Source organism: Paucibacter sp. JuS9, assembly GCF_044043925.2.
Taxonomy (GTDB): Bacteria; Pseudomonadota; Gammaproteobacteria; order Burkholderiales; family Burkholderiaceae_C; genus JAUASW01.
The window spans coordinates 2,032,417-2,056,287 of sequence record NZ_CP194172.1 but is presented as its reverse complement, the minus strand read 5'-3'; the positions used below and the strand labels follow the sequence as shown (position 1 = coordinate 2,056,287).

Genomic DNA, 23,871 nt, shown 5'->3' with positions numbered 1-23,871 from the left:
TGGGCGGATTCTACTCAGCGCGGGCAAGGCAACTGGTACCGCAAATGGTCTGGTCCGCCGGGTGCGGGCCGAATGGCGGCAACGCGCTGGACAAAGCGGCCGTTGACGGCCCCCCCATCTTCTTCCCAGCCGTTTTCATAGGCGACGATCCTGAGCCCTTCACAAGCCTGCAAAAGCTCTCCCGGCTGCAGGAGAAATTCGGGGCGCGATGGTCGGCCCACGGTTTGCTGGCCGGCCGCAAAGGTCTCGTAGATCAGCCAGCCACCAGGAGCAACGGCAGCCATGATGCGCGGCAGGAGCGGGCGCCAGAGGTAGTTGGTCACCAGCACCAGGTCGAAGCAGCGGTTTTCCAGCGGCCAGGGGCGGGATTCGATGTCTGACTCGATGATCTCGGCCAGGCTCCTGAGTGGCGCGATGGCGGCGGCATCGCGGTCCACGCCGGTGACCTTCATGCCCAGGGCTGCCAGATGGCGTACATGGCGGCCGGAGCCGCAGGCCAGGTCCAGGGCCGTGGCGCCGGCTTGCTGCGCCTGTGGCCAGCGCCGCAGCCAGGAAGAAATTTCAGACATGCGGACCCGGGTTCAAGCGCAGGTTCAAAAGCAGGCCCACAGCTGGTCAGCCATCTGCTGCATCAGCGAAGGCTGGGCATAGGCCATGAAAACCAGGCCCAGCGCCGCGGCACCAGCGATCCAGAGCAGCGCGCGCTTGAACATCATGCAGCGGCCACCTGGGGCCTGACGATGGCAGTTTCGCGCACGGGCAGGTTGATCAGCGCAGCCATCACACCGAAGGCCACAGCCAGCCACCAGACGATGTCATAGCTGCCCGACATGTCGTAGAGCTTGCCGCCCAGCCAGACGCCCAGGAAGCTGCCGATCTGGTGGCTGAAGAACACGAAGCCACCCAGCATCGACATGTGCTGGACGCCGAAAATCTGTGCCACCACCGCGTTCGTCGGCGGGACAGTGGAGAGCCAAAGCACGCCCATCACGGCCGAGAAGATGTAGACGCTCGTCGGTGTCAGCGGTGCCATCAGGAAGGTCACGATGGCCACCGAGCGCAGGGCGTAAATGCCGCTGAGCAGGTAGCGCTTGGGAATGCGCTGGCCCAGCGAGCCGGCGGCATAGGTGCCGAATACGTTGAAGAGGCCGATCAAGGCCAGCGCATAGGTGGCCACTTGCGGCGAGAGGCCGTGGTCCTTCAGGTAGCTGGGCATGTGCACGCCGATGAAGACGACCTGGAAGCCGCAGACAAAATAGCCGGCCATCAGGAGCTGGAAGCTGCGGTAGCCGAAGGCTTCGCGCAGGGCCTGCATGATCGATTGCTGGTGGCCGACCGGGCCGGCCGCCTTGGGCTCGCGCAGGCCGAAGGCAAAGGGCAGGATCAGGAGAGCGGCCAGCGCCAGGTAGAAAAGGGCGTTCTGCCAGCCGGTGCCCGAGATCAGCCAGTTCTCCACCGGCACCATCAGGAACTGGCCGAAGGAGCCGGCCGCTGCCGCCACGCCCATGGCCCAGCTGCGCTTCTCGGCCGGCACGTTGCGGCCGATCACGCCGTAGATCACCGCGTAGGTGGTGCCCGACTGCGCCATGCCTACAAGCAAGCCCGCGCTGCCGGTGAAGGCCAGGCCCGAGGTCGAGAGCGCCATCAGCACCAGGCCCAGCGAATAGAGCAGGCCGCCGACGATCAGTACCTTGAAGGCGCCAAAGCGGTCGGCCAGCATGCCGGCGAAGGGGCCTGCCAGACCCCAGGCGATGTTCTGGATGGCCAGCGCGAAGGCGAAGGTCTCGCGCGTCCAGCCCCTCTCCATCGTGATCGGCTGCAGCCACAGGCCGAAGCCGTGGCGTATGCCCATCGAGAGCGTCACGATCATGGCGCCGCAGAGCAGCACCTGGGTCATGGAGAGTTTGGCGGCTGGGGTGGTTGCGGCGGCTTGCATCGGGTCAATGTAGCCAGATCAGGACTTTCTTGCTGACGCCGGTGCGACGACCTTGGCGGCAGGCTTGGCTTTGGCGGGCGTCGCCTCCTTGGGCGCAGGCTTGGCGGCAGGTTTCTTCCTTGCGGCCGGTGCGTCAGTACTGATGCCGGGCTGGTCGTTGCCATCCGCCAGGCCTTCGACCTGGCTCAGGATGCGGCCCTGCTTGACTCGCAGCAAAGGCGTGGCAATGGACTTCGGATCCTGCAAGGGGTCGCTGCCCAGCAGAATGAAGCTGGCTTCGCAGCCTTCCTCGAAGCAGCCAAGGCGGCGCCTGGGATAGAGGGCTTGGGCAGTGTCCATGGTGGCCATCTTCAGCAGCTCGGCGGGGCTGAAGACGCCGAATTCGGCCAGTTGCCTGATCTCGGCCTGGGCCGTGCCGGTGAACACGTCGGAGCCGACCAGCAAGGGCACACCCGCAGCCTTGAGCCGCTCCAGGTTGCGGCGCTGCACGCTGCGCAGCTTTTCCAGTTGCGCAGGCGTAGTCGGGAACAGGGCCGTGGCGGCCGTGGCCGTGATCACGCCCACCTTGGCCTGCGCGGCCCGCGCGGCTGCTTCCGGGCTGAGGGCCAGGCGTTCGGGGTCTTCGCCCAGCGAATTGAAGAAGCCGGGCAGGTCGGCGATCAGGTCCACGCCGATCTTGACGGCCGCGTCGAAGTCCGCCGGGCTGTCGACATGGGCGACGACCCGCAAGCCATCGCGGTGCGCCAGCCGCACGACCGTGGTGGCGGTTTCCAGGTTCAGCCCCAGGCGGCCATTCAGTTCGGGCCGGGCACGCAGCTCGGGTCGCTCATGGTTGCTGAGGATGATCTTGATCAGGTCTGGCCGGCGCTCGGCCACCTTCGGCCACTTGCGCTCGGCTTCGCTCGGGCTGTCCATCACCAGGACGGCGCTGTCGTCCTTGCGGGCGGCCGGGGGCAACTGGGCCAGGGGATGGCCGTCCGAGGACGTGATGCAGGCGCTGGCGAACAGCGTATCGACGCTGTCTTCGCGGTTCAGCTGGCTGCGGGCGGCTTCGGCGCCGGCCGGATCGGCGCAGAGCTGGGCGCTGTAGAACACGCCGTCCTGCAGGTAGCGCTGGCCATAGTGCTCCAGGCCCCAGGCGTTCTGCAGATTGTGGTTGTGCGCCTCGGCCAGGGGCGGCACCAGGAATTGGCTGTGCAGGTCCATGCTGCGGTGGACCTTCCTGGGCTTCTTGCGCGTGAACTTGCCGTCCACCACATAGAGTGTGGCCTTCTGGAAGGCCTGGCCGTCGAACCAGCGGGCGCTCTTGAGCTCCAGCGTCAGGGGGCTGCTGGCCTTGAAGGGCTCGGGCGACGCCGTCTGGGCCAAGGCTGGGCTGGCCGGGAAGGTCAGGAGGACCAGGCAGATCAGGGTGAGAAGGCTTCGCATGCTGGGGCAGAAATCAGAGCGCGCATCCTAAGCCCTGCGGCCGGCGGGGCCGGCCTTGCGCCCTCCCTACAATCGCCGCCCATGGCGACATCCAAAGGCAGTACCCCCAGCGCCGAATACGGCGAAGGCTCGATCCGCGTCCTCAAGGGCCTCGAGCCGGTCAAGCAGCGTCCCGGCATGTACACCCGGACCGACAACCCGCTGCATGTGATCCAGGAAGTGATAGACAACGCGGCCGACGAGGCGCTGGCCGGTTTCGGCAAGCGCATCGACGTGACGCAGCATGCCGACGGCTCGGTCTCGGTGGCCGACGACGGCCGCGGCATTCCCTTCGGCCTGCACCCGGAAGAAGGCGTGCCGGTCGTCGAGATCGTGTTCACCCGGCTGCATGCCGGCGGCAAGTTCGACAAGGGCTCGGGCGGCGCCTACAGCTTCTCGGGCGGCCTGCACGGCGTGGGCGTGTCGGTGACCAATGCGCTGGCCAAGCGGCTGGAGGTGCAGGTCTGGCGCGAGAAGCAGGTGGCGCAGCTGGCCTTCGAGCATGGCGATGTGGTCGAGCCGGTGACGAGCCGCCCGGCCGATACCTCTGCAAAATCGGGCGACCGCAAGCAGGGCACGACCGTGCGCGTCTGGCCCGAGGCCAAGTATTTCGAGAGCGCCGAGCTGCCCAAGAACGAGCTGGTGCACCTGCTGCGCAGCAAGGCCGTGCTGATGCCGGGCGTCACCGTGACGCTGAAGAATGAGAAGTCGGGCGAAGTGCAGACTTGGGCTTACAAGGGCGGCCTGCGCGACTACCTGATGCAGACGCTCAACGCCGACCCGCTGATTCCGCTGTTCGAGGGCGAGCAGTTCGCCACCTCGGCCGAGAGCGAGAACTTCACCGAGGGCGAGGGCGCCTCCTGGTGCGTGGCCTTCACCGAGGAAGGTGCGCCGGTGCGCGAAAGCTATGTGAACTTGATTCCGACGGTGGCTGGCGGCACGCATGAGTCGGGCCTGAAGGATGGCCTCTTTGGTGCGGTCAAGGGCTTCATCGAGATGCACAGCCTGACACCGAAGGGCGTCAAGCTGATGCCCGACGACGTGTTTTCGCGCGCCAGCTTCGTGCTCTCTGCCAAGGTGCTGGACCCGCAGTTCCAGGGCCAGACCAAGGAGCGCCTGAACTCGCGCGATGCCCTGCGCCTGGTCTCGGCCTTCGTGAAGCCGCAGCTGGAGCTCTGGCTCAACCAGCATGTCGAGCATGGCAAGAAGCTCGCCGAGCTGGTGATCAAGCAGGCGCAGACGCGCCAGCGCGCCAGCCAGAAGGTCGAGAAGCGCAAGGGCTCCGGCGTGGCCGTGCTGCCGGGCAAGCTGACCGACTGCGAGAGCCGTGACCTGAACCTGAACGAGCTGTTCCTGGTCGAAGGCGACTCGGCCGGCGGCAGCGCCAAGATGGGCCGGGACAAGGAAACGCAGGCCATCCTGCCGCTGCGCGGCAAGGTCTTGAATTCCTGGGAGGTCGAGCGGGACCTCTTGTTCAAGAACAACGAGATCCACGACATCTCGGTCGCCATCGGCGTGGACCCGCACGGCAAGAATGATTCGCCCGACTTGAGCGGCCTGCGCTACGGCAAGATCTGCATCCTCTCGGACGCCGACGTGGACGGCTCGCACATCCAGGTGCTCTTGCTGACGCTGTTCTTCCGCCATTTCCCCAAGCTCGTGGAGCTGGGCCATGTGTATGTGGCGCGGCCGCCGCTGTACCGCGTCGATGCGCCGGCGCGCGGCAAGAAGCCGGCCGCGAAGCTCTATGCTCTGGACGAGGGCGAACTCACCGCCACGCTCGACAAGCTGCGCAAGGAGGGTGCCCGCGACAACTCCTGGAGCATCAGCCGCTTCAAGGGCCTGGGCGAGATGAGCGCCGAGCAGCTCTGGGACACGACGCTGAACCCCGAGACCCGCCGCCTGGCCGTGATCCGCTTCGGCCTGTTCGACGTGCCGCAGACCGAGGACGCGATGAACAAGCTGATGGGCAAGGGCGAAGCCGCCTCGCGCCGCGAGCTGATGGAAATCCACGGCGACTCGGTTGAAGTCGATATTTAGGCATGCGGACTGTCTACAACCAGCGGCACGCTGCGCATGCCGCCACGCACGAGTTCTTCCGCGGCCGGCTGGTGCCTGCCTTCGAGGTGCCGGCCCGGGCGGACTATGTGCTGCAGGCGGTGCAGGCCGCGCAGTTCGGGGAGATCCTGAATCCCGTTGACCATGGGCTTGCGCCACTGGAACGGGTGCACGCGCCGGCCTATCTGCGCTTCATCCAGGGCGCGCATGCCGAGTGGCTGGCGCTGGGCGGCGAGGGCGACGCCTTCCCGGCCGTCTGGCCGGTGCGCAGCCTGCGCTCAGACGTGGAGCCGGCCAGCTTTGCGGCCCGCATGGGCCTGTACTCGATGGACAGCGGCACGCCGTTGACCGCCGGCAGCTGGGAGGCTTCGTACTGGGGCGCGCAAGCCGCGCTGACTGGCCTCGACCTGGCGCTGGGGGATGAAGGCAGAGCCTATGTGCTGACGCGCCCGCCCGGCCACCACGCGGGCGCCGATTTCTTCGGCGGTTACTGCTTCATCAACAACGCGGCGGTGGCCGCGCAGGCGGCGCTCGACCGGGGCCTCTCCCGCGTGGCCATCCTCGACGTGGACTACCACCACGGCAACGGCACGCAGGCCATCTTCTACGAGCGCAGCGACGTGTTCTATGCCAGCGTGCATGGCGATCCGCGCACCGAATACCCGTTCTTCCTCGGCCATGCCGATGAGCGCGGCGCCGGCGCGGGGCTGGGCTTCAATGCGAACGTTCCGTTGCCCTCCGGCAGCAGCAACGAAGCCTGGTTTGCCGCGCTCGAAGAGGCCCTGGCACCACTGGCCCGCTATGCGCCCGACCTGCTGATCGTGTCGCTGGGTGTGGACACCTATGCGCACGACCCGATCTCGCATTTCAAGCTCGACCGGCTCGAGTTCGGCCAGCTCGGCCAGCGCATTGCAGCGTTTGGTGCGCCCAGGACGCTGTTCCTCCAGGAAGGCGGATACGCCACCGAAGCCATCGGGCACAACGTGGTGGCCGTGCTGCGCGGTTTCGAGGAGCGCCGGCCGTGAGAGTGCATCTGCGGCCCACGATGCTGTCGGACCTGGACTATGTCGTCTCGGTTGAGCAGGACGGCTCGAACCTGCCCTTCATCACGCCCTGGGAGCGCACGCAGCATGAGGGGGCGATCCGCTTTCCTGACTCCCGCCACTTCATCGTTGAAGTGGGAGAGGGAAGTGAGCGCGCCGGCTTCGTGATCCTGCAGGGCTGCCGCAATCCGAACCGTTCGGTGGAGCTCAAGCGCATCGTGCTGGGCCCGAAGGGCCAGGGAATCGGCCGGGCGTGCGTGCGGCAATTGAAGAAGCTGGCCTTCACGCAGCTGCAGGCGCACCGCTTCTGGCTCGACGTCAAGGGCCTCAATGTGCGGGCGCAAGAGCTCTACCGCGATGAGGGCTTTGTTGAGGAAGGCCGCTTGCGGGAAAGCGTCAAGGTGCTGGGCGCTGACGGCTACGACAGCCTGATCGTGATGTCGATGCTGGACCGCGAATACCAGGCCCGCGTGGCACTGGGCGAGGAGGGCGCTTGAGTCGCCCGCTCGTCGCCCTGGCGCTGAGCCTGTTTGCCGCATCAGCGCAGGCGCAGTTGTGGGGCTATGTCGACGCGAACGGCGTGGCCCACCTCGCGCAACAGCAGCTCGATGGCCGCTACAGCCTGGTGATGGGGCGCGGCGAAGTCGGCCGCGTGCCGGGCAAGCTGGACGGCAGCCATGAACTCCTCACCTGGCTGGAATTCGCGCCCGAGGTCAAGGCGGTGCAGCCCTGGCTGCGCGAGGCGGCCGGCAAGCATGGCGTCGACTTGGAGCTCCTGAAGGCGGTGATCGCCGTCGAGTCGGGCTTCAAGCGCGATGCGGTGTCGCCGCGCGGTGCGGTTGGACTCATGCAGATCATGGCGCCGGCCGACCAGCAGCAGCGGCTCCTCGAGCCGCGTCACAACATCCACACCGGCGCGCAGATGCTCGCCGGCCTGATCAAGAAATTCGGCCGCATCGACGCGGCCCTGGCGGCCTGGAACGCCGGCGAAGGCACGGTGCGCCGCAATGGCGGCCGCATGCCCGACATCGCCGAGACCCAGGCCCATGTCCATCTGGTGCTGGAGCTGTACTGGGCGCTGCTGCAACGCAGCCTGCCCGCCACCGCCCAGCGCCTGAAAATTCACGGCAGTCCCCGATGACCGAGCACAACGAGCAGAACCTTTCCTTCGATTTCGACGCGGACCAGCCTCCGGCGCCACCGTCGCCTCCTTCCCCGCCACCGCCGCCACTGCCGCCCGAGCCGCCCGCTGAGGACGACGGCACCAGCCTGACCCTGGCCGACTACGCGCGCCAGGCCTATCTGGAATACGCACTCTCTGTGGTCAAGGGCCGCGCCCTGCCGGACGTGTGCGACGGCCAGAAGCCGGTGCAGCGCCGCATCCTGTACTCGATGGAGCGCATGGGCCTCTCCTTTTCGGGCAACACCGGCGCCAAGCCGGTGAAGGGCGCGCGCGTGGTGGGTGATGTGCTGGGCCGCTTCCATCCGCATGGCGACCAGTCGGTCTACGACGCCCTGGTGCGCATGGCGCAGGACTTCAGCCAGCGCTATCCGCTGATCGACGGCCACGGCAACTTCGGCAGCCGCGATGGCGACGGTGCCGCCGCGATGCGATACACCGAAGCACGCCTGGCGCCCATCGCCCGGCTGCTGATGGACGAGATCGACGAAGGCACGGTGGACCTGGTGCCCAACTACGACGGCTCGACCGAAGAGCCGCGCCAGTTGCCGGCGCGCTTGCCTTTCGTGCTGCTCAACGGCGCCTCCGGCATTGCCGTGGGCCTGGCCACCGAGGTGCCCAGCCACAACCTGCGCGAAGTGGCTGCTGCGGCTGTGGCTTTGCTCAAGAACGAGAAGCTGTCGGACGACGAGCTCTACACCTTGTTGCCCGGCCCCGACTTCCCCGGCGGCGGGCAGCTGATCAGCAGCGCTGACGACATCCGCTCGGCCTATGCCAGCGGCCGTGGCAGCTTCAAGCTGCGTGCGCGCTGGAAGATCGAAGACCTGGCCCGCGGCCAATGGCAACTGGTGGTGAACGAGCTGCCGCATGGCACCAGCTCGCAGAAGGTGCTGGAAGAGATCGAGGAACTCACCAATCCCAAGGTCAAGGCCGGCAAGAAGGCGCTCACTCAGGAGCAGATGCAGCTCAAGGCCTCGTTGCTGGCGGTGCTGGACTGCGTGCGCGACGAGTCCAGCAAGGACGCGCCGGTGCGCCTGGTGTTCGAGCCCAAGAGCCGCACCGTCGAGCAGCAGGACCTGATCAATACCCTGCTGGCGCAGACCAGCCTGGAGAGCTCGGCCTCGGTCAACCTGACCATGATCGGTGGCGACGGCCGGCCGACGCAGAAGAACCTGCGCCAGATCATCACGGAATGGCTGGGCTACCGCCTGGCCACGGTGCAGCGCCGCACCGAGCACCGGCTGCAGAAGGTCAACGACCGCATCCACATCCTCGAAGGGCGGCAGCAGGTGCTGCTGAACATCGACGAGGTCATTCGCATCATTCGCGAGAGCGATGAGCCCAAGCCGGCGCTGATCGAGCACTTCCGCTTGAGTGACCGCCAGGCCGAGGACATTCTCGAAATCCGCCTGCGCCAGCTGGCGCGCCTGGAAGCCATCAAGATCGAACAGGAGCTGGCCAAGCTGCGCGAGGAGCAGGCCAAGCTGCAGGACATTCTCGGCAACCCGGGTGTGCTCAAGCGCACCGTGGTCAAGGAAATCGAGGCCGATGCGAAGCAATTCGGCGACGACCGCCGCACCCTGATCCAGGAAGAGAAGCGTGCCAGCGCCGAAGTAAAGATCGTCGACGAGCCGGTGACCGTGGTCGTCTCGATGAAGGGCTGGGTGAGGGCCTTGAAGGGCCACGAGGTGGACTCGGCGGCCCTGAGCTTCAAGTCAGGCGACCAGCTCTACGGCACTTTCCCCTGCCGCAGCGTGGACCCGTTGATCGTGTTCGGCACGAACGGCCGCGTCTATTCAGTGCCTGTGTCCTTGCTGCCTGGCGGCCGCGGGGACGGCACGCCCATCACCACCATGATCGAGCTGGAAAGCGGCACGCAGATCGCGCATTACTACGCTGCGGGTGCCACGCAGCGACTGGTGCTGGCCGGCACCGGCGGCTTCGGCCTGATCGCGCAAGTGGGTGATCTCGTCGGCCGCCAGAAGGCCGGCAAGACCTTCCTGTCGCTGGAAGGCGAAGAGAAGCCCTTGCCGCCCGCCGCCGTGCCGCAGGGCGATATGTTGGGGCAGCAGCTTGCCTGCCTGTCACTCAACGGCCGTTTGCTGACCTACGCGCTGGATGAGCTCAAGCACCAGCCCAAGGGCGGCCGTGGCCTGACCTTGATCGACCTGGAACCCAAGGATGCGCTCATCAGCGTGGCCGCCTTCACCACGGCCTTGCAGGTGCTGGGCCTGGGCCGGGGCGACAAGCTCAAGGACGAGCTGCTGAAGGGCGCGACGCTGGCCGGCTATGCCAGCAAGCGGGCGCGCAAGGGCAAGGCGGTCGAAGGCTTCAAGAAGGTCTTGCGCGTGTTGGCGGCTTGACCGGTCAGTCGCTGGCGATGGCCTGTTCTGAAATGAAGATCAGGCGGCCATTGGGGCGGACGGCCAGGCCATAGGGAATATTGATCGCGCCATCTAGGCCCGGCTGCAGGGCCTGCACCCCGTAGCGCCCCACCACTGTGTGGACAAAGCCAGCCGGCGTGATGCGCCGGATTGCACTGTTGCCCTTGTCTGCGACATAGAGGTTGCCATGGGCATCGATGGCCAAAGAGCCCAGGCCGTTGAACCGGGCCTTGGGAACTTCATTGTCTATGTAGCCGGGCGAGTCGCTGACGCCGGCCACCGTGCTGACACGGCCGTCGGGTTCGATGCGGCGAATGGCGTTGCTGCCGTCGGTCACGAACAGGCGGCCCTGGCCGTCCAGCACCAGGCCTTCAAGCGCACCGAACCTGGCCTGCGCACCTTCACCATCAGCGTTTCCGCAGGCCGTGCTGCTGCCGGCCAGGGTGCTGAGCTGCCCCCCGCTTGTGAGCTTGATGACCCGACAGCCGACGAGCGCATAGACCGCGCCACTTGAATCAACGGCAATGCCCTTGGCGCCTGGGAAGTCCTTGTCAGTGCCGGGCAGGGTGCTCACCACACCCGATGGCGTGATCTTGCGAATGGCGGCCTGCGCGTCTGCGACATAGACGTTGCCGCTTGCGTCGCGCGTGAGCGCGATTGGTTGCTTGAAGCGCGCCTGTGTGCCCGTGCCATCCTTGTTGCCGCTGTCGCTGCCGGCAAAGGTGCTCACCAGGCCGTCGTTGCCAAGGCGACGGATGCGGCTGTTGTCGGTGTCGGCCACCAGGACCGACCCATCGGGCATGGGAAGCAAGCCGCGCGGGTTGTTGAAGGTGGCCGCCGCAAGACTGCCGTCGGCCTTGCCTGCTTGTACCGCCTGTCCAGCCAGTGTGTTGACAGTGCCATCCGCGGTGAGACCGCGCAGCGCCTGGCCGTTGTCCGCAATCACGAAGCTGTCGCTGCCGACACGAATGATCTTGTTGGCATTGCGAAAGCGCGCCTGGTCCCCCTTTCCGTCCAGGGGAGTGTCACCATAGAGGTAGGGAGAACCGATGCCGGCGATGGTTTGCGCGTAGCCGTATTGATCAATGCGCACAACCCGCGAACGCTCAAGCACCCAAAGCCTGCCGCTCGCGTCAATGGCCAGGCCGTTCGGCCTGTCGAAACGGGCGTTCAGGCGCTCGCCGTCGACGGCTGCATTTAGCACGTCGTACTCGCCTGCGTAGCGGCTGACATTGCCAGAGCTGTCGATGCGGCGGATGGCCGTTCCGTCAGTGACGAACAGCTCGCCCGTCGCCCCCTTGACGATGGCGCCGGGGCTGCCAAAGGACGCTGCGGTGCCGCGACCGTCCCTCACGACGACTTCCTTGGGCCTGCCTGCGATGGTCGTGACAAGGCCGTCGGCGCTGATCTTGCGCACGGTGTGCCCGTCGGTCACGTAGAGAACGCCGACGGCATCCAGCGTCATGCCGACCAGGAGCGTGAAGCTGGCTTCGGCGCCCTTGCCGTCTGTGCTGCCGATCACATCGGAACCGGCCAGTGTCGTCACCAAGCCGTCGGCTGAAATCTTGCGAACGGTTTGCTGCTCGGCCACGTAGATCGAGCCGTCGCTCGCGCAGGCCAGCGCGGTGATGCCCTGGAAGGTGGCGTCTGCGAGCCGGCCGTCGCGGCGGCTGGAAATCCCTGGCTTGCCGGCATAGACCGACACCTGTCCGTCCTGCGAATACAACCTGATGGTGTTGCCGTCGCTCACATGGACATTGCCCCAGGGATCCAGAGCCAGTGCCGAGATGCCGGCAAAGCGGACCTGAGAAGAGCTGCCGTCCGCATTGCCCGCCCCGCCCAGCCGGCCGGTGATCACCTGAACGTTGGCCTGCACAGCCACGAGCGCCGGCTCGCTGTAGGTCGTTGACTGCCCGTTGCTGGCGGCCAGCCGGACGAAGGAAGATTTGTCCGCCAGGGTGACGTTGCTGAGGCGATAGGTCGTCTCGTTGGCGCCCGCGATGGCCTGCCAGCTCCTGTCGAAATCCACGCTTCTTTGCCACTGGTAGCTCAGCGGCACGCTGGCCTCCGCTCTCGCTGTGAAGGTTGCGCTGCCGCCCGTCGAAAGACTGGCGTTCTGTGGCTGCAGCTTGAAGCTCGCTGCCAATGGATTGACCGAGATGAGCGCCGCCTGGCTCTCGATGCTGCCGGCGACATTGCTTGCGACAAGGGTGAAGCGCTGCCCGTTCTCCGCCATCGTCGCGGTGAAGCTGAAGGTGGCGGAAGTGGCGCCGTCGATGTTCTGACCGTTGCGCTTCCATTGATAGCTGACCAGCACACTGCTTGTCGCTGCGGCAGTCAGCGTGACGCCATCGCGTTCGGCGACGGTCTGGTTGGTCGGCTGGATCGCGAAAACCGGGATGGCGGGCGTGACCGTCAGGGCAGCGATTTCGCTGCGCACCACGCCGGCCGGGTTGCTCAATTCCACCTGGTACTTCGCGCCGGTTTCATCAACGGTCAAGGCCGCGGTCGTGTAGCTGGCGCCGGTGGCGCCTGGCAGGTTGCTGCCGTTGCGCAGCCACTGATAGCGGATAGGTCCGCTGCCGGTGGCCTGGACGGTGAAGCTGGCTGTCCGACCCTCGAGCAGCGTGCTGGACGCGGGCTGCTGGGCGATCGTGATCGGAACGAACTTGATGTTCACGCTGGCGGCGGCGCTCGTGATGCTGCCGCCCGGACCGGCGACGATCACCTGATATTTGTTGCCAACGTCCGCTGCCGTGAGCGCAGCGGTCGTGTAGCTGGCCTGCGTGGCGCCGGCAAGGTTGCTTCCGTTCAGCTGCCACTGGTAGGTAAATGGGCCGGTCCCAATGGCGACCACACGGAAGCTCGCTGTCGCACCATCGGCGACGCTGGCGTCCTGAGGCGCGGTGGCGATGCTTGGCGCCACGAGCAGCGCCGGTGGTGGGCTGGTAGTGCCGGAGCCGGAGCTGCCGCCCCCGCCGCATGCCGCCAGGCCGAGGGCGAGCAGCGCAAGGAAAAGAAAGCGGCGCAGCGACGCGCACGGCCGGTCGTGGTCAGGCATCCAGTCCTCCCTGGAAAACTATGTTTTTTGCCGGCCGCATTTTGCCGTGACTTTGTGCTGTTCCCTCCCCACGTCCCCGGGGACAAGTACTGAGCAATCAGTCCTTCAGAAGAAAAATGGCCTGCAAGGTGCAGGCCATTCGGACGGGCTGGATCGCGCCAGGTTCAGTAGGTGCCCATGTAGTCCTTCTTGCCCACTTCAACGCCGTTGTGGCGCATCAGGCCGTAGGCGGTGGCCACGTGGAAGAAGAACTGCGGCAGGCCGTAGTGCAGTAGATAGGCCTGGCCGGCGAAGCTGCGCTCCTTCGGGGTGCCGGGGCGGATCACGATCTCGCGCGTGGCGGCTTCGGCAAACTGCGCCGCATCCAGGCCTTCGATGAAGGCCAGGGTCTTGGCGATGCGGGTCTGCAGGTCGGCAAAGCTCTGCTCGGTCGCCTCATAGCTCGGCACCTCGGCGCCAGCCAGGCGGGCGCTGACACCGGCCGCAAAGTCGCAGGCCACCTGGACCTGGCGCACCAGGGCAAACATGTCGGGGAAGAGGCGCGCCTGCAGAAGAGCGGCCGGCTCGATGTTGCGCGCCGTGGCATGGGCCTCGGCCTTGGCCAGCACTTCGCTCAGGGCGCCCAGCATCTGCTTGAAAACGGGAACTGAGGCGGCGTGGATTTGGGGCTGCATGGCGTGGGTTTCTGTAGAGAAGGAGAGAGGCCAACATTCTCTCAGCAGGGCTTTCACCGCAGCGTATGACTTCCAGCACCACGGTAGGCGCCCAAGTTTGTCTAAACTGTACTCATTGAACTAGTACAGCAAGGACGGCCATGCCACGCCAGACCCCTTTGATACTCGACATCGCGCCCGGCGACTCGCGCCCGATCACGCGGCAGATCGTCGACGCGATCCGGCGCCAGGTCGCGGCCGGCGAACTGGTGGTGGGCGACATGCTGCCCAGCGTGCGCGGCCTGGCCCAGCAGCTCCTGATCAATCCGAACACGGTCGCCAAGGCCTATCAGGAGCTGACTGCCGAAGGCTGGCTGGATGCGCGCCCCGGCCTCGGCCTGTTTGTGGCCGAGCCTCGGCAACGGCTGTCTTCCCAGGAGCAGCAGCGCCGGCTCGATGCGGCCTGCGACCGCTTTGTCGGCGACGTGGTGGGCCTGGACTTCACGCCCGAGCAGATGCTGGGCCAGCTCGCCGACGAGCTGGCCTTGCTCAGCCAGCCGCGCAAGCGTGCCTGACAGCGGTGCCGAGAGGAGTTCAGATGAGTGACTGGCTGATCGAAACCGAGGCGCTGTGCCGCAGCTTCGGCAAGGGCAAGAAGGCCTTGAATGAATTGAATCTGCGGCTGCCGCGCGGCGGTGTGCATGCCATCGTCGGCGCCAATGGCGCTGGCAAGTCCACGCTGTTCCGCATCCTGCTGGGCTTCATGGCACCGAGCAGCGGCAGCGCCCGCGTCCTGGGTGTGGACAGCCAGGCGCTGGGCCCGGCCGAGCGCGCACGCATCGGCTTCGTGAACGAGGAGCACAGCCTGCCTGGCTGGATGGGCGTGGAGCAATTGATCCGCATGCAGCGGCGCCTCTATGCCGCGCCGGGCATTGCGCGCTGGCAGGAGGCGATGCTTGAGGAGGTGCTGGGGCATTTCAATGTGGAGCTGCATCAGCGGGTCAGCGAACTCTCGCGCGGCGAGCGCGCCGGCCTGAGCCTGGCCCTGGCCCTGGCGCAGCAGCCCGAACTGCTGATCCTGGATGAGCCGACCCTGGGCCTGGACGTGGTGTCCAAGCGCGCCTTCCTGGAGGCATTGCTGTTCAGCGGTCAGCAGGGCGGGGCAACCATCGTCTATTGCTCGCACCAGATGGAAGAGGTCGAGCGCATCGCCGACCAGCTCGTGGTGCTGGAGCGCGGTGAACTGCGCCACCAGTCCAGCCCGGACGATTTCTGCCAGCGCGTGCGTCTCTGGCAGATCGAGTTCCCGTTCAATGCGCCAGACCTGCGAGGCCTGCCCGGCTATCTTCAGAGCCAGGTCCTCGACGGCATCACACATCTGCTCCTGCTCGATCAGGACGAGGCGACGGTGGCTGCGGCACTCAAGGAACTCGGCGCCCGTCGCGCCGTCAGTGCTGACGTGGGCCTGGATCGGGCTGTCAATGCCTTCCTGGCCAAGAACCATGCGGCGCCGCGCCGCCAGAAGACGAATGAATCCAAGGAGGCGGTCCATGCCTGAGTTGATGCTCGCTGAAATGCGCCGCTACCGCGGCTGGGCGCTGGGCCTTGCGTTCCTGAACCTGGCCGGCCTGTCCTATCTGTGCCGCATGACCGACATGGCCCAGCCCAATATCGGCTTGCTGGTGGTGATCGGTGGTGTCTTTGTCGTCGTGGGGCAGTTGCTGGGCGCCTGGCAGATGTGGGGCCATAGCCGTCCCAACGCCTGGATGAATCTGCTGCACCGTCCGGTGCCGCCGCAGCGACTGATGCTGAGCCTGGTGGGCGCTGCGGCGCTCCTGCTGGTCGCCGTGGTGCTGCTGCCCGTGGCGCTGGCATTGCCGGTCGCCAGCCTCTCGGGCGGCCTGGTCGAGACATGGCAGCTCGGCTTGGCGGTGCAGGCCTGGCTGCTGGCGATGGCGGGCTATCTGGCGGCGGCTATCGCCTTGCTGGCGCCTGGCCGCTGGGCCTTGCTGATGCTGATGAGCCCCTTTCTCCTGATTGCCGACTTCCTGGCCTTGCCCTGGCTGCTGCTGCCAATGGCGGGCCTGGTGCTGTGGCTGCTCGCCGCGCTGCAGCGGGTGTTCAAGCCCGACCTGGCCAGCATGCCCCGAGGCTGGTCTACGCCCGTGCTGCTGGGCCTGCCGATGGTGCTGGCCGTGACGGTGTTGATGCAGATCGGCAGTTCGCTGGCCACGCAGGCGGCGATGGCGGCGACCGGCGTGCATCCGCAGTTCGAGCGGCAGCCGCCGGCCGGTAGCTATGAGGCCTTGCAACGCCTGAATCCGCGTGCCCGGCTGGCCGAGGCACTGGGCCAGGCCGAGGGGCGCACTGTCGACGCGGCGCAATGGAAGGCCTGGCCTGCAGCCAGCCTGGGCCCGGAATTCGACCGCATGCCGGTGCGCTTCCAGCCCGGGCGGCGCAAATCGCTGAGCTGGGGCTGGGCCGAGCGTGGCTGGCGCATGGAGTACAGCCACGCCGAGCAGGTCTACCTGGCCTTCGACAACAACGGCCGGCAGGTGGCGCGCCTGGGCCGCCAGGGCTTGCTTGAGCCGGTCGGACCGGTGCCCGAGGCACAGCGCTTCGAGCAGCCGCTCTTGCCCATGGGCCGCTGGCTGGCTGACGGCGCGGAGCTTTTGCGGCCGGAGCCTGGTGGCCAGCGGCTGCAGCGCGTGCTGCTGCTTCCTGATGCGCAGGACCGCTTTGTCGCCCTGCCTGAAGCGCTGGGCGCGGCGCAGGAGAGCCTGCTGCTCAGCAACCGGGAGCTGCTGCTCGTGGACAAGGGCGGTGCGCCGCGGTGGCGGCTGGCACTTGCACATGGAGTGCGCGACCTGCGCAATGTCGAAGTGATCCAGCAGGGCGACACCTGGCTTGTCTCCATCTTCGAAGGTCGACCGTTGGAGCCGAGCCGGCCTTGGCAGACGCTCCTGCGTGTCGATACGGCAGGACAGGTCAGCCAGCTGCTGTCGCGCGAGTTGAAACCCAGCTTTGCGGACGCCTACAGCTGGATCTACTGGATGGTGTCACCTTTGCAGCATGGGCTGCTTGTGGCGCTCGACGAGGCCTTGCACCGCAGTCAGAACGGCGTCGAGATGGCGGGACTGCCGCTCATACCGCCGCTTGAGATCCAACGCATCGGCTACTCGCTGCTGCTCCTGTCCGCGCTTGCCGGTGCCTGGCTGGCACGTCGGCGCCAGCTCGGTTTGGGGGCAGGTCTTGCCTGGACCCTTGTCTGCAGCCTGATCGGCTTGCCGGCGCTGCTGGTGGCAGCCTGCCTGATGCGTGCCGGTCAGTTGCCGGCCGCGCAGCGGCAGGGCTTGCAGGCCGCGCATCGCATGGCGGCATGAACGAAGCAAATGGTTCATCGCCGAATTTCAGGGATGTCTCTTGACGGCACATTGCTGCCATTCGTTTTCTTGTTCCTCTGTTGGTCGAAGATCAGGCCGCCAGCGGGTTCCCCTGCGCTCGTGTCCCCCGGCCCTGGCTGCGCCAGGTCCTCCTCCTTTACCTCGCTTCGGGAAACCCACTGCCGACCTGATCCGCACCACTGTGGCCTTCGCCTGATGGCATGCGCAGGTTCGGCCGAGGGCGTCGGGTGAGGGTTTGGGCGAGGTAAAGGAGGAGGATCGGGCGAAGCCCGGTCCGGGGGACAGGAGCACAAGCCCTCACCCGATGGCCTCGGCAGCGCGAACGAGCTTCAACGCGAACGGCTGCAAAGTGCCGCTTGGCGTCGTCCCGCCGTTCGGCGATGAAGCACAAAAAAGCCCGGTCACTGGACCGGGCTTGAAGCTCACACGCAGTACCGCAATTACTGGTGCGCGCAGCGGCCCATCCGGGCACCGCCCTTGACCTTCTTCACGAAGGTCTCGGGGAAGCTGACCTTTTCGTCGCGGCGGTTGTCGCAGACGAAGACGTTCTTCATGTCCACGTACCAGGTCTGGTTCACGCCCATCAGGCCGCCGATCATCTCGTCACCGGCCGCATTGACCGAGATCGGGTTCTGCAGGCCGTAGCGATAGGCCTCGGCAACGCCTTGCTTGCGGAAGAAGTCGCTCAGCTTGATCCAGCCCAGACCGTCCAGGTACATCACGCCCTCGAAGCTGCCATAGAGCCAGGAACCGGCGCGGCCGACGATGACCTTGCCGTCGTCGCTGAGGTCGTTGAGCTGCATCGGGATCACACCGTATTCGGCGCGCACGGCATCGGCGCCGCTGGCGCAGGGGTCGTTCAGGTTGCCGGACCAGTCGATGAAGGCCGGGATCGGCATGTCCACGCACCAGCGCATCACCGGCAGCTTGGTGATCGCCGACTTGGCTCCAGCCTTGCCGTTCCAGACGATGGCGCCGTTGGAGATCCAGTCGTCATAGACCTGGCCGTCGATGACGCGCTTGATCTTCTTGACCGAGTCCATCGGCACCTTGCTGCCATCACGGTTTGCCGAATAGGCGCTGGTGCCGCCATACATCGCCCACAGGTCGACGCGCTTGCCTTCTTCCACCCAGGCGACCGCCTTGCCGTAGTTGGTTTCGCCGAGCACGACCGAGCCGTCGCCGGACAGGGCCTGGGCGCGCAGCCAGCCTTCGTTGGCGAAATCGTGGCCACTGGCGTCGAGCTTGCGCAGCCCGCCTCGCTCGGTCCAGATGACCGGCAGGACCTCGGGCAGGAAGCCGCTTTCGCAGGAGCCGTCGCCGTCCGAATCCACATAGCCCAGGCCCACCGCCGTCTTGCCATCGTCGGAGAGCGCGAAGCCATAGCTGGACATCGGGCCGGCGAAGCTGGAGCCACCGCACTTGTCCTTGTTCAGGCTGCCGAGGTTGGTGATCTTGCCCTTCTCCCAAAGTGCGGCCGACGAGATGCCGTTGCCGTCAACGTCGGTGTTGATGAGGAAGACGTCGCCACTCTTGTCCATGCCACCGTTGGTGGCAATGATCTCGGGCGGGAAGACTTCGATGCCCTTCTTGATGTCCCAGCTGAAGGCGGTGGCGAAGAAGACGCCCGATGCTTTGCTGCCATTCTTGGACAGCTTGATCAGGTTGGCATCGACGACCGGGTAGTAGTCAACGCCGTTGTCGTAGCCGTTGAAGACGAGGTCTGCCTTGGCCGTCGTGCCGGCGCCAGCCATGATCGGTGTCGATGTACAGGCTCGGTCGGTGGAGGGGCTGCTGCTTTCGCCGCTGTTCCAGTACTCGGCTTCCGAGACCAGGGCGCGCGGCGTTGTCGGGTAGCCACCGGCCACGATCTCTTCCATGTAGACCACGTACTGCTGGCCGGGCTTCAGGTTGTTGATCTGGAAGCGGCCGTCAGGCCCGACCTTGCCTTGCGTCTGGTCACCGGTCATCGCCGACACCGCATCACCCAAGGGGTTGTTGACGTTGCGGGCAATGATGTTGACGCCACTGTAAGGCGTGCGGCCGTCCTTCAGCTTCAGGGTGCCGGCGATGCTGCCGGTGCTGGAGCGGTAGGTGGCCGTCGGGTACAGGTTGGAGACGGCGGCGATGTCGTCCGGCATGTCGACCGTGCTCATCTCGTAGCCGATCTCCGCGCCCGGATCGATGAAGGGGAACATGGTCTCGACATGCTTGATCGGCATGTCGGTACCGCCATAGCCCGGATGGTGCAGCGGCGCCACGCAACCCGGCACGCCGGGATAGAGGTCGAAATAGCCCGGGATGCTGAAGAAGGCCAGCTGGCCGTTCACCTGCGCATGCGAGAGGTTCAGCGCGTGGCCGAACTCGTGCGTCATGATGCCGGTGAATTGGCGGCCCGTCGGGTCATTGATATTGACCGCGTAACCGTTCATCAGGGCCGTGGCTTCGACAATGGTGTCCTCGTAGCCGTCGCCATCGCTGTCTTCGGCGATCTCGGGGAATGCGATGCCCAGCACCGCGTCCTTGGGCAGGCCGAAGTAGTTTTCGAGGATGGAGCCGTCGGTGTCGTAGATGACGTGCATGCCGCCACCGTTGTACTGGCCGTAGACCTTGTCGACATTGGTCGCGTCGACGTTCGCGCCGATGCTGGGCACCTTGGTGAAGTCGCCGGCGACGTAGCCCTTCCAGGTAGAGGTCTTCACGTCGCTCCACTGCTTCACCGCGAAAGCCACCATCTCCCTGGCGCGCTCGTTGGTGATGAAGGGTGTGACGCCATCGACGTCATAGGCATAGACGCCGAGGTCGGTGTAGATCGGCACCGGCTTGCTGGTGTTCCAGCGCAGCGGCGTCGGCTTGCCCGGCTTGTCGGTGGTGTACAGCGGGCCGGCGGCTTGCGCCAGGCCCACGGCCAGCAGGGCGAGGGCGCCCAGCGCCTTGTGCAATGTCTTGAGGTTCACTTCATCATCCCCTTCTGGATCCATTGACCGGCGACGGCCTTGTTGACCAGGCCCATCAGCACGTTGGCATCGACGTCACCGCCTGACTTGCCGAGCATTTCGGTTTCCAGCGGGCTCAGGGTCACACCGCTGAAGCGCACGTTGTCGAACAGGCCGCGGTTGTTGAAGGCGTTGGCCGAGCGGCCGCCCATCACGTTGAACTTGCCCATGCCCATGCCCACCGTGGTGCGCAGGCCGGTGCGGGCGGCTGGCTTGTAGAGGAAGGCGAATACCTGCTCGTCCTTCGTCCACCTGGCCATGCCCTCCGGGGCCATGCCGAGGAAGAAGCGGCCGTCCGGCATCTTGCGGGCCTTGGCCAGACCGAACTGTCGGAACTTGTACTCCGAGCGCGTGGCGATCTTCTTCTTGGCCGAGCTGGCCACGCTGATCGTCACCTCGGTGTAGGGCACATTGCCCTGCATGCCGTCGGTCACGCGGATCACCTTGCCGGCGATGATGGTGTCGGCATCGTTGATCAGCTTGGTCAGGTTGTGCGGCTTGAGCTGTGTGGCTTGGGCCGGGGCGATGAGCCCGGCGCCGGCCATGGCAGCGGCGGCACCGGCCAGCGATTTGAGAAGGGTCCGCCGGTTGGGCGGCGCAGCGCCGCAGGCGTTGGCTGCGGACTGGGTGTCGAGGCTCATTGCGGGATCTCCATATCGGTCCGGCCCGGAGCGGCCAGCCACGGACGGGACGATAGGGAGAGCCCGCCCCCCTCGCGCCCCCCGCCGCGGGGGGCCTTGAGGCAGGGGGAGGCGGAACCCTTAGGGAATGGCCCGGGGGCTCAGTGGATGACGACGGCCAGGCTCATGCCAGGCGGCAGCATGATGCCCATGCGGCGATAGCGCGTGGCCCCGTTGGGCGCGTTGTCGGCGATGCGGATCGCGGTCGTGCGCTCAAATTTCTCCAAGGGCGATGGCACGTATTCGGGATTCTCCTGGCCCGCATTGGTGAAGTACGGCTTGGCTGCGTCGAACTCTGGCAACACGATCTTGTCCGACTGAGCCAGGGGCCAGCCGTAGCCAGCCGGCGCCTCGCCAGCGCTCAACGGCGTTTTCCCGCTCACATACAGGCGCACAAACTCATCGACAAAGCCATTGCCACCCGAGGCCCGGATGGCTGCATCCACGCATTGGTAGCTGGACTGGCCGGCCGAGCTGTCCGAGCATTGATTGATCAGGTACTGGAACAGCTGCAGGCCATGGCGGCGGTTCAGAAAAGCACCGAAACTGCCACCCACGATGTACTTCTCATTGCCCCCATCCAGGGCCGAGAGGTAGCGGGTGTAGCTCTTGCTGGACAGGTCCGCTGCAAAGAACCTGAGCATGGAAATCACATTGCTGTAAGGCTGGCCCTGCTCATCTTTCAACAGCGCCGAGGCCACCAGGTCTTCACCCATCATGGCGCTCGTTTCCTCGAGCCAGGATTCATGCCAGACGCCGCGACGGGCCAGGCGCTGGTAGCCATTGATGGCGTGCGTAGCCTCATGTATGAGCACCGAATGCAGGTAGTGGCGGGTGCTGTTCGCGAAGTCGCGCATGTTGAGGAACAGCGCCACCGCCTCGTTGGAGTTGGGATTGGTGGACTTGGTTCGCATGGCATCTATCCAGTAGTAGCCGCCAGCGCCGATTGGCTCCTTGGGGTAGCCGATGACGACGTTGACATCCTGCAGGGTGTCGTCGCTGATCAGCGTGCTGTCTTGATGCGGGCCCCAGAAGTCGCCCGCGATGGCGGTCAGCCGAGCGAAGGCACCGTCGCTGCCGCAGGCGAACTCTCGCATGGAATCGATCTGGCTGAGCTTGATCTGCCCGGCCAGCAGGCCGGCCGAGTCGATCCAGAAGACGATGTTGCGGCCATTCGCCAGCTGGCAACTGGCCTCGACCTGGGTCTGATAGGGCACTTTCTCTCCCAGCGCGCCCGTCCATTCACGTGTGCTGTGCAGGGGTGGCGCAGGCCGAGGCTTGCCACCGGTGCTACTGCTGCTGCTCGCGCGCCGGCGGGTTTCTGCGGGTATGGCTCGGGCCTGCCGGGACGCCAGATAGGTCTTCGCGGTGCTCTCGTGGTAGCGATGGACCAGAACCGATTCGATCGCGGTGCGTGCCGGCAGGGCAGCTTGCGCCGGAGTGCGCTGAGGCGCGTTGGTGGCCCCTGGCGCGGGCGCGACGCCGTAGGCGGGCAGGGGAATCGAGTCCTGCTCGCCAGCGTTCGCGAAGAGGAGCACCACGCTCTGCCCGGGCCCAACGTTGTCTATGTCCAGGTCCAGCACCTGATCGTGCGAGCTGGTGTTGTTGATCGTCCAGATGCCCACTCCGCTTCCGGAATAGCGGGTCGCACTGCTGGCGCCGCACCTGCTGCCCATGCAGGCCGGCTGCGGGCCGCCGGTCAAGGCTTCGGCCACGCGGACCACGGTTGTGACTGTGCTGCTCAAGCCCAGGCCATTGGTCGCCGTGACGGTCACTGCATACTGGCCTGGCGTGGCGAAGCGACGGCTCAGCGTTGCACCGGTGCCGGTGGTCCCGTCCGCGAAACGCCAGGCATAGCTGACCGTGCCGTTGCCAGGGTCCAGCGCAGATACCCGCAAGCTCACCTCTTGAGTCGCCAGGATGGGTTCGACCGGCAGGGTGATGACCGGTGTGGTGGGACGCTGCGAGCTGGCCGTCACCTGTATCGTGGTCGTGACCGGGAGGCTGTAGATGCCTTGCATGTCCTTGACGACCAGCTCGACTGTGTACGCACCAGGCAGGTCAACCCACAGCCTTGCACGCATCGACGTGGGAAGGATCATCCTGGCCTCGCTGCGTGCCGGCGCGGACACCACGCGCCAGGTGTAGCCGCCAATGCCGCCCCATTCCGCGACGCTGAAAAAGCCGTTCAGCTGCACCTCGGTGCTGGAACTCGCGCTCGCCGGTGCGGTGATCTTGGCCAGCGGACGTTCCTCGAGCCGAACGCAGTGCGAGGCGGGCAAGGACAGGCGGCCGCCGCTGTTGAGGTCGCTCACCTGCAGGTAGAAGCAGTAGTTGCCCATGATGTCGGGCGTGAGGCTGACCCGGGCGCCGGTGCTGGCATCGAGCGAGGCTTTGCTGCCATCCGGCTTCTGGCTGAGTGTCCAGGTGTAGCTCAGCGAATCGCCGTCCGGGTCGCTGCTGGCGCTGCCGTCGAGCGCGAAGGTCTGCCCGGAAAGCACGCCGAGCGGCCCCTTGATCGCGGCCTTGGGCTGCCGGTTGGCCTTCAGCTCGAGCGTAGTGCTGCTCTCAAGCGTGCCGTCGCTGACCACCAGCGCGATGCGGTACTTGCCACCCTTGTCGGCGACAAAGCTGGGCTGCTTGCTCTCTGCGCCATCGAGGGTCGCCGCACTGCCTTCAGGGCGCTCCTGGAAACTCCAGCGATAACGCAGCGTGTCGCCATCGGGGTCGCTGCTCTGGCTGGCGTCCAGCCGAACCGTGTCTCCCTCCTGCACATTGCTGCCGCCGCTGGCGCTGGCCAAAGGTGCCCGGTTGGCCGGTGCCGGCGACGTGCTTGTCGGTGGGTTGCTGTTCCCACCTGTGGCAGGGGCGGTGCCCGCAGCACCTCCACCGCCGCCGCCACAGGCGACCAGGCCGGTCAGCAAGCCGGTAGCAAGTAGCAAACGTGCACGCCCGAAGGCGCGCGTCAAGGCGCGCGATTTCATGGATCCCTCCCCGATTATTCTTGGC

17 protein-coding genes are annotated in these 23,871 nt (G+C 66.2%); 8 read left to right on the top strand and 9 right to left on the bottom strand.

All coding sequences use genetic code 11. The features are described 5' to 3' along the window. Positions 1–14: 14 nt before the first annotated feature. Genes ABT392_RS09125 through ABT392_RS09110 form a run of 4 tightly spaced genes read right to left on the bottom strand, consistent with a single transcriptional unit; the run spans position 15 to position 3,364 of the window. Positions 15–569, bottom strand: coding sequence for a class I SAM-dependent methyltransferase (locus ABT392_RS09125; protein ID WP_395385963.1), 555 nt, complete (start codon positions 567–569; stop codon positions 15–17). A 24-nt stretch (positions 570–593) separates the two neighbouring features. Further along, the gene (locus ABT392_RS09120; RefSeq protein WP_395385964.1) at positions 594–716 is read right to left on the bottom strand and encodes a hypothetical protein; all 123 of its coding nucleotides are present in this window, start codon (positions 714–716) and stop codon (positions 594–596) included. Then, positions 713–1,936, bottom strand: coding sequence for an MFS transporter (locus ABT392_RS09115; protein WP_334275542.1), 1,224 nt, complete (start codon positions 1,934–1,936; stop codon positions 713–715). Before ABT392_RS09115 ends, ABT392_RS09120 begins: the two co-directional genes overlap by 4 nt. Before the next feature lie 18 nt (positions 1,937–1,954). After that, complete coding sequence (locus ABT392_RS09110; RefSeq protein WP_395385965.1) at positions 1,955–3,364, bottom strand: amidohydrolase family protein; 1,410 nt, start codon at positions 3,362–3,364, stop codon at positions 1,955–1,957. 81 nt (positions 3,365–3,445) lie between these two features. Here ABT392_RS09110 and ABT392_RS09105 point away from each other — a divergent pair, with 81 nt between their 5' ends. The 5 genes from ABT392_RS09105 to parC are packed head-to-tail and all read left to right on the top strand — an operon-like array spanning position 3,446 to position 10,047. Further along, positions 3,446–5,443: a DNA topoisomerase IV subunit B gene (locus tag ABT392_RS09105; protein WP_395385966.1), complete on the top strand. Its 1,998-nt coding sequence runs from the start codon at positions 3,446–3,448 to the stop codon at positions 5,441–5,443. A gap of 2 nt (positions 5,444–5,445) precedes the next feature. Further along, entirely contained in the window at positions 5,446–6,486 is a 1,041-nt protein-coding gene (locus tag ABT392_RS09100; RefSeq protein WP_334275539.1) for a histone deacetylase family protein, read from the top strand. After that, on the top strand, positions 6,483–7,001 hold the full coding sequence (locus tag ABT392_RS09095; RefSeq protein WP_334275538.1) for a GNAT family N-acetyltransferase: 519 nt from the start codon (positions 6,483–6,485) through the stop codon (positions 6,999–7,001). The genes ABT392_RS09100 and ABT392_RS09095 overlap by 4 nt, the downstream gene beginning before the upstream one ends. Continuing rightward, positions 6,998–7,645 (top strand): lytic transglycosylase domain-containing protein, encoded by a 648-nt coding sequence (locus tag ABT392_RS09090; protein WP_395385968.1) that lies wholly within the window; start codon positions 6,998–7,000, stop codon positions 7,643–7,645. The genes ABT392_RS09095 and ABT392_RS09090 overlap by 4 nt, the downstream gene beginning before the upstream one ends. Continuing rightward, on the top strand, positions 7,642–10,047 hold the full coding sequence (gene parC, locus ABT392_RS09085; protein ID WP_395385969.1) for a DNA topoisomerase IV subunit A: 2,406 nt from the start codon (positions 7,642–7,644) through the stop codon (positions 10,045–10,047). Before ABT392_RS09090 ends, parC begins: the two co-directional genes overlap by 4 nt. Before the next feature lie 4 nt (positions 10,048–10,051). On the opposite strand, the gene ABT392_RS09080 is transcribed toward parC, so the two are convergent. Both ABT392_RS09080 and ABT392_RS09075 read right to left on the bottom strand, forming a co-directional pair. Next, on the bottom strand, positions 10,052–13,129 hold the full coding sequence (locus tag ABT392_RS09080; protein ID WP_395385970.1) for an NHL repeat-containing protein: 3,078 nt from the start codon (positions 13,127–13,129) through the stop codon (positions 10,052–10,054). A 164-nt stretch (positions 13,130–13,293) separates the two neighbouring features. Beyond that, entirely contained in the window at positions 13,294–13,803 is a 510-nt protein-coding gene (locus tag ABT392_RS09075) for a DUF1993 domain-containing protein (protein WP_395385971.1), read from the bottom strand. Positions 13,804–13,943: 140 nt separating this feature from the next. Between ABT392_RS09075 and ABT392_RS09070 the strand changes: the two genes are divergently transcribed. From ABT392_RS09070 to ABT392_RS09060, 3 genes are read left to right on the top strand one after another with little or no spacing between them, the layout of a single operon-like run. Further along, positions 13,944–14,357, top strand: a complete 414-nt coding sequence (locus ABT392_RS09070; RefSeq protein WP_334275533.1) for a GntR family transcriptional regulator — start codon at positions 13,944–13,946, stop codon at positions 14,355–14,357. A 23-nt stretch (positions 14,358–14,380) separates the two neighbouring features. Further along, the gene (locus ABT392_RS09065; RefSeq protein ID WP_395385972.1) at positions 14,381–15,340 is read left to right on the top strand and encodes an ABC transporter ATP-binding protein; all 960 of its coding nucleotides are present in this window, start codon (positions 14,381–14,383) and stop codon (positions 15,338–15,340) included. Beyond that, positions 15,333–17,165: a hypothetical protein gene (locus tag ABT392_RS09060; protein WP_395385973.1), complete on the top strand. Its 1,833-nt coding sequence runs from the start codon at positions 15,333–15,335 to the stop codon at positions 17,163–17,165. The genes ABT392_RS09065 and ABT392_RS09060 overlap by 8 nt, the downstream gene beginning before the upstream one ends. Before the next feature lie 461 nt (positions 17,166–17,626). Here ABT392_RS09060 and ABT392_RS09055 read toward each other — a convergent pair whose 3' ends face one another. From ABT392_RS09055 to ABT392_RS09045, 3 genes are all read right to left on the bottom strand, one after another. Further along, positions 17,627–20,143, bottom strand: a complete 2,517-nt coding sequence (locus ABT392_RS09055; RefSeq protein WP_395385974.1) for a hypothetical protein — start codon at positions 20,141–20,143, stop codon at positions 17,627–17,629. After that, positions 20,140–20,823, bottom strand: a complete 684-nt coding sequence (locus ABT392_RS09050) for a hypothetical protein (RefSeq protein WP_334275529.1) — start codon at positions 20,821–20,823, stop codon at positions 20,140–20,142. The genes ABT392_RS09055 and ABT392_RS09050 overlap by 4 nt, the downstream gene beginning before the upstream one ends. Positions 20,824–20,963: 140 nt before the next feature. Further along, a complete protein-coding gene (locus tag ABT392_RS09045) occupies positions 20,964–23,846 on the bottom strand; it encodes a PKD domain-containing protein (RefSeq protein ID WP_395385975.1) in 2,883 nt (960 codons plus the stop codon). Positions 23,847–23,871 lie beyond the last annotated feature (25 nt).

Bases quoted from the DNA above. Each gene is read 5' to 3' on its own strand.
- ABT392_RS09125 (WP_395385963.1), bottom strand. From the start codon at position 569: ATGTCTGAAATTTCTTCCTGGCTGCGGCGCTGGCCACAGGCGCAGCAA.
- ABT392_RS09120 (WP_395385964.1), bottom strand. From the start codon at position 716: ATGATGTTCAAGCGCGCGCTGCTCTGGATCGCTGGTGCCGCGGCGCTG.
- ABT392_RS09115 (WP_334275542.1), bottom strand. From the start codon at position 1,936: ATGCAAGCCGCCGCAACCACCCCAGCCGCCAAACTCTCCATGACCCAG.
- ABT392_RS09110 (WP_395385965.1), bottom strand. From the start codon at position 3,364: ATGCGAAGCCTTCTCACCCTGATCTGCCTGGTCCTCCTGACCTTCCCG.
- ABT392_RS09105 (WP_395385966.1), top strand. From the start codon at position 3,446: ATGGCGACATCCAAAGGCAGTACCCCCAGCGCCGAATACGGCGAAGGC.
- ABT392_RS09100 (WP_334275539.1), top strand. From the start codon at position 5,446: ATGCGGACTGTCTACAACCAGCGGCACGCTGCGCATGCCGCCACGCAC.
- parC (WP_395385969.1), top strand. From the start codon at position 7,642: ATGACCGAGCACAACGAGCAGAACCTTTCCTTCGATTTCGACGCGGAC.
- ABT392_RS09080 (WP_395385970.1), bottom strand. From the start codon at position 13,129: ATGCCTGACCACGACCGGCCGTGCGCGTCGCTGCGCCGCTTTCTTTTC.
- ABT392_RS09075 (WP_395385971.1), bottom strand. From the start codon at position 13,803: ATGCAGCCCCAAATCCACGCCGCCTCAGTTCCCGTTTTCAAGCAGATG.
- ABT392_RS09070 (WP_334275533.1), top strand. From the start codon at position 13,944: ATGCCACGCCAGACCCCTTTGATACTCGACATCGCGCCCGGCGACTCG.
- ABT392_RS09065 (WP_395385972.1), top strand. From the start codon at position 14,381: ATGAGTGACTGGCTGATCGAAACCGAGGCGCTGTGCCGCAGCTTCGGC.
- ABT392_RS09060 (WP_395385973.1), top strand. From the start codon at position 15,333: ATGCCTGAGTTGATGCTCGCTGAAATGCGCCGCTACCGCGGCTGGGCG.
- ABT392_RS09050 (WP_334275529.1), bottom strand. From the start codon at position 20,823: ATGAGCCTCGACACCCAGTCCGCAGCCAACGCCTGCGGCGCTGCGCCG.
- ABT392_RS09045 (WP_395385975.1), bottom strand. From the start codon at position 23,846: ATGAAATCGCGCGCCTTGACGCGCGCCTTCGGGCGTGCACGTTTGCTA.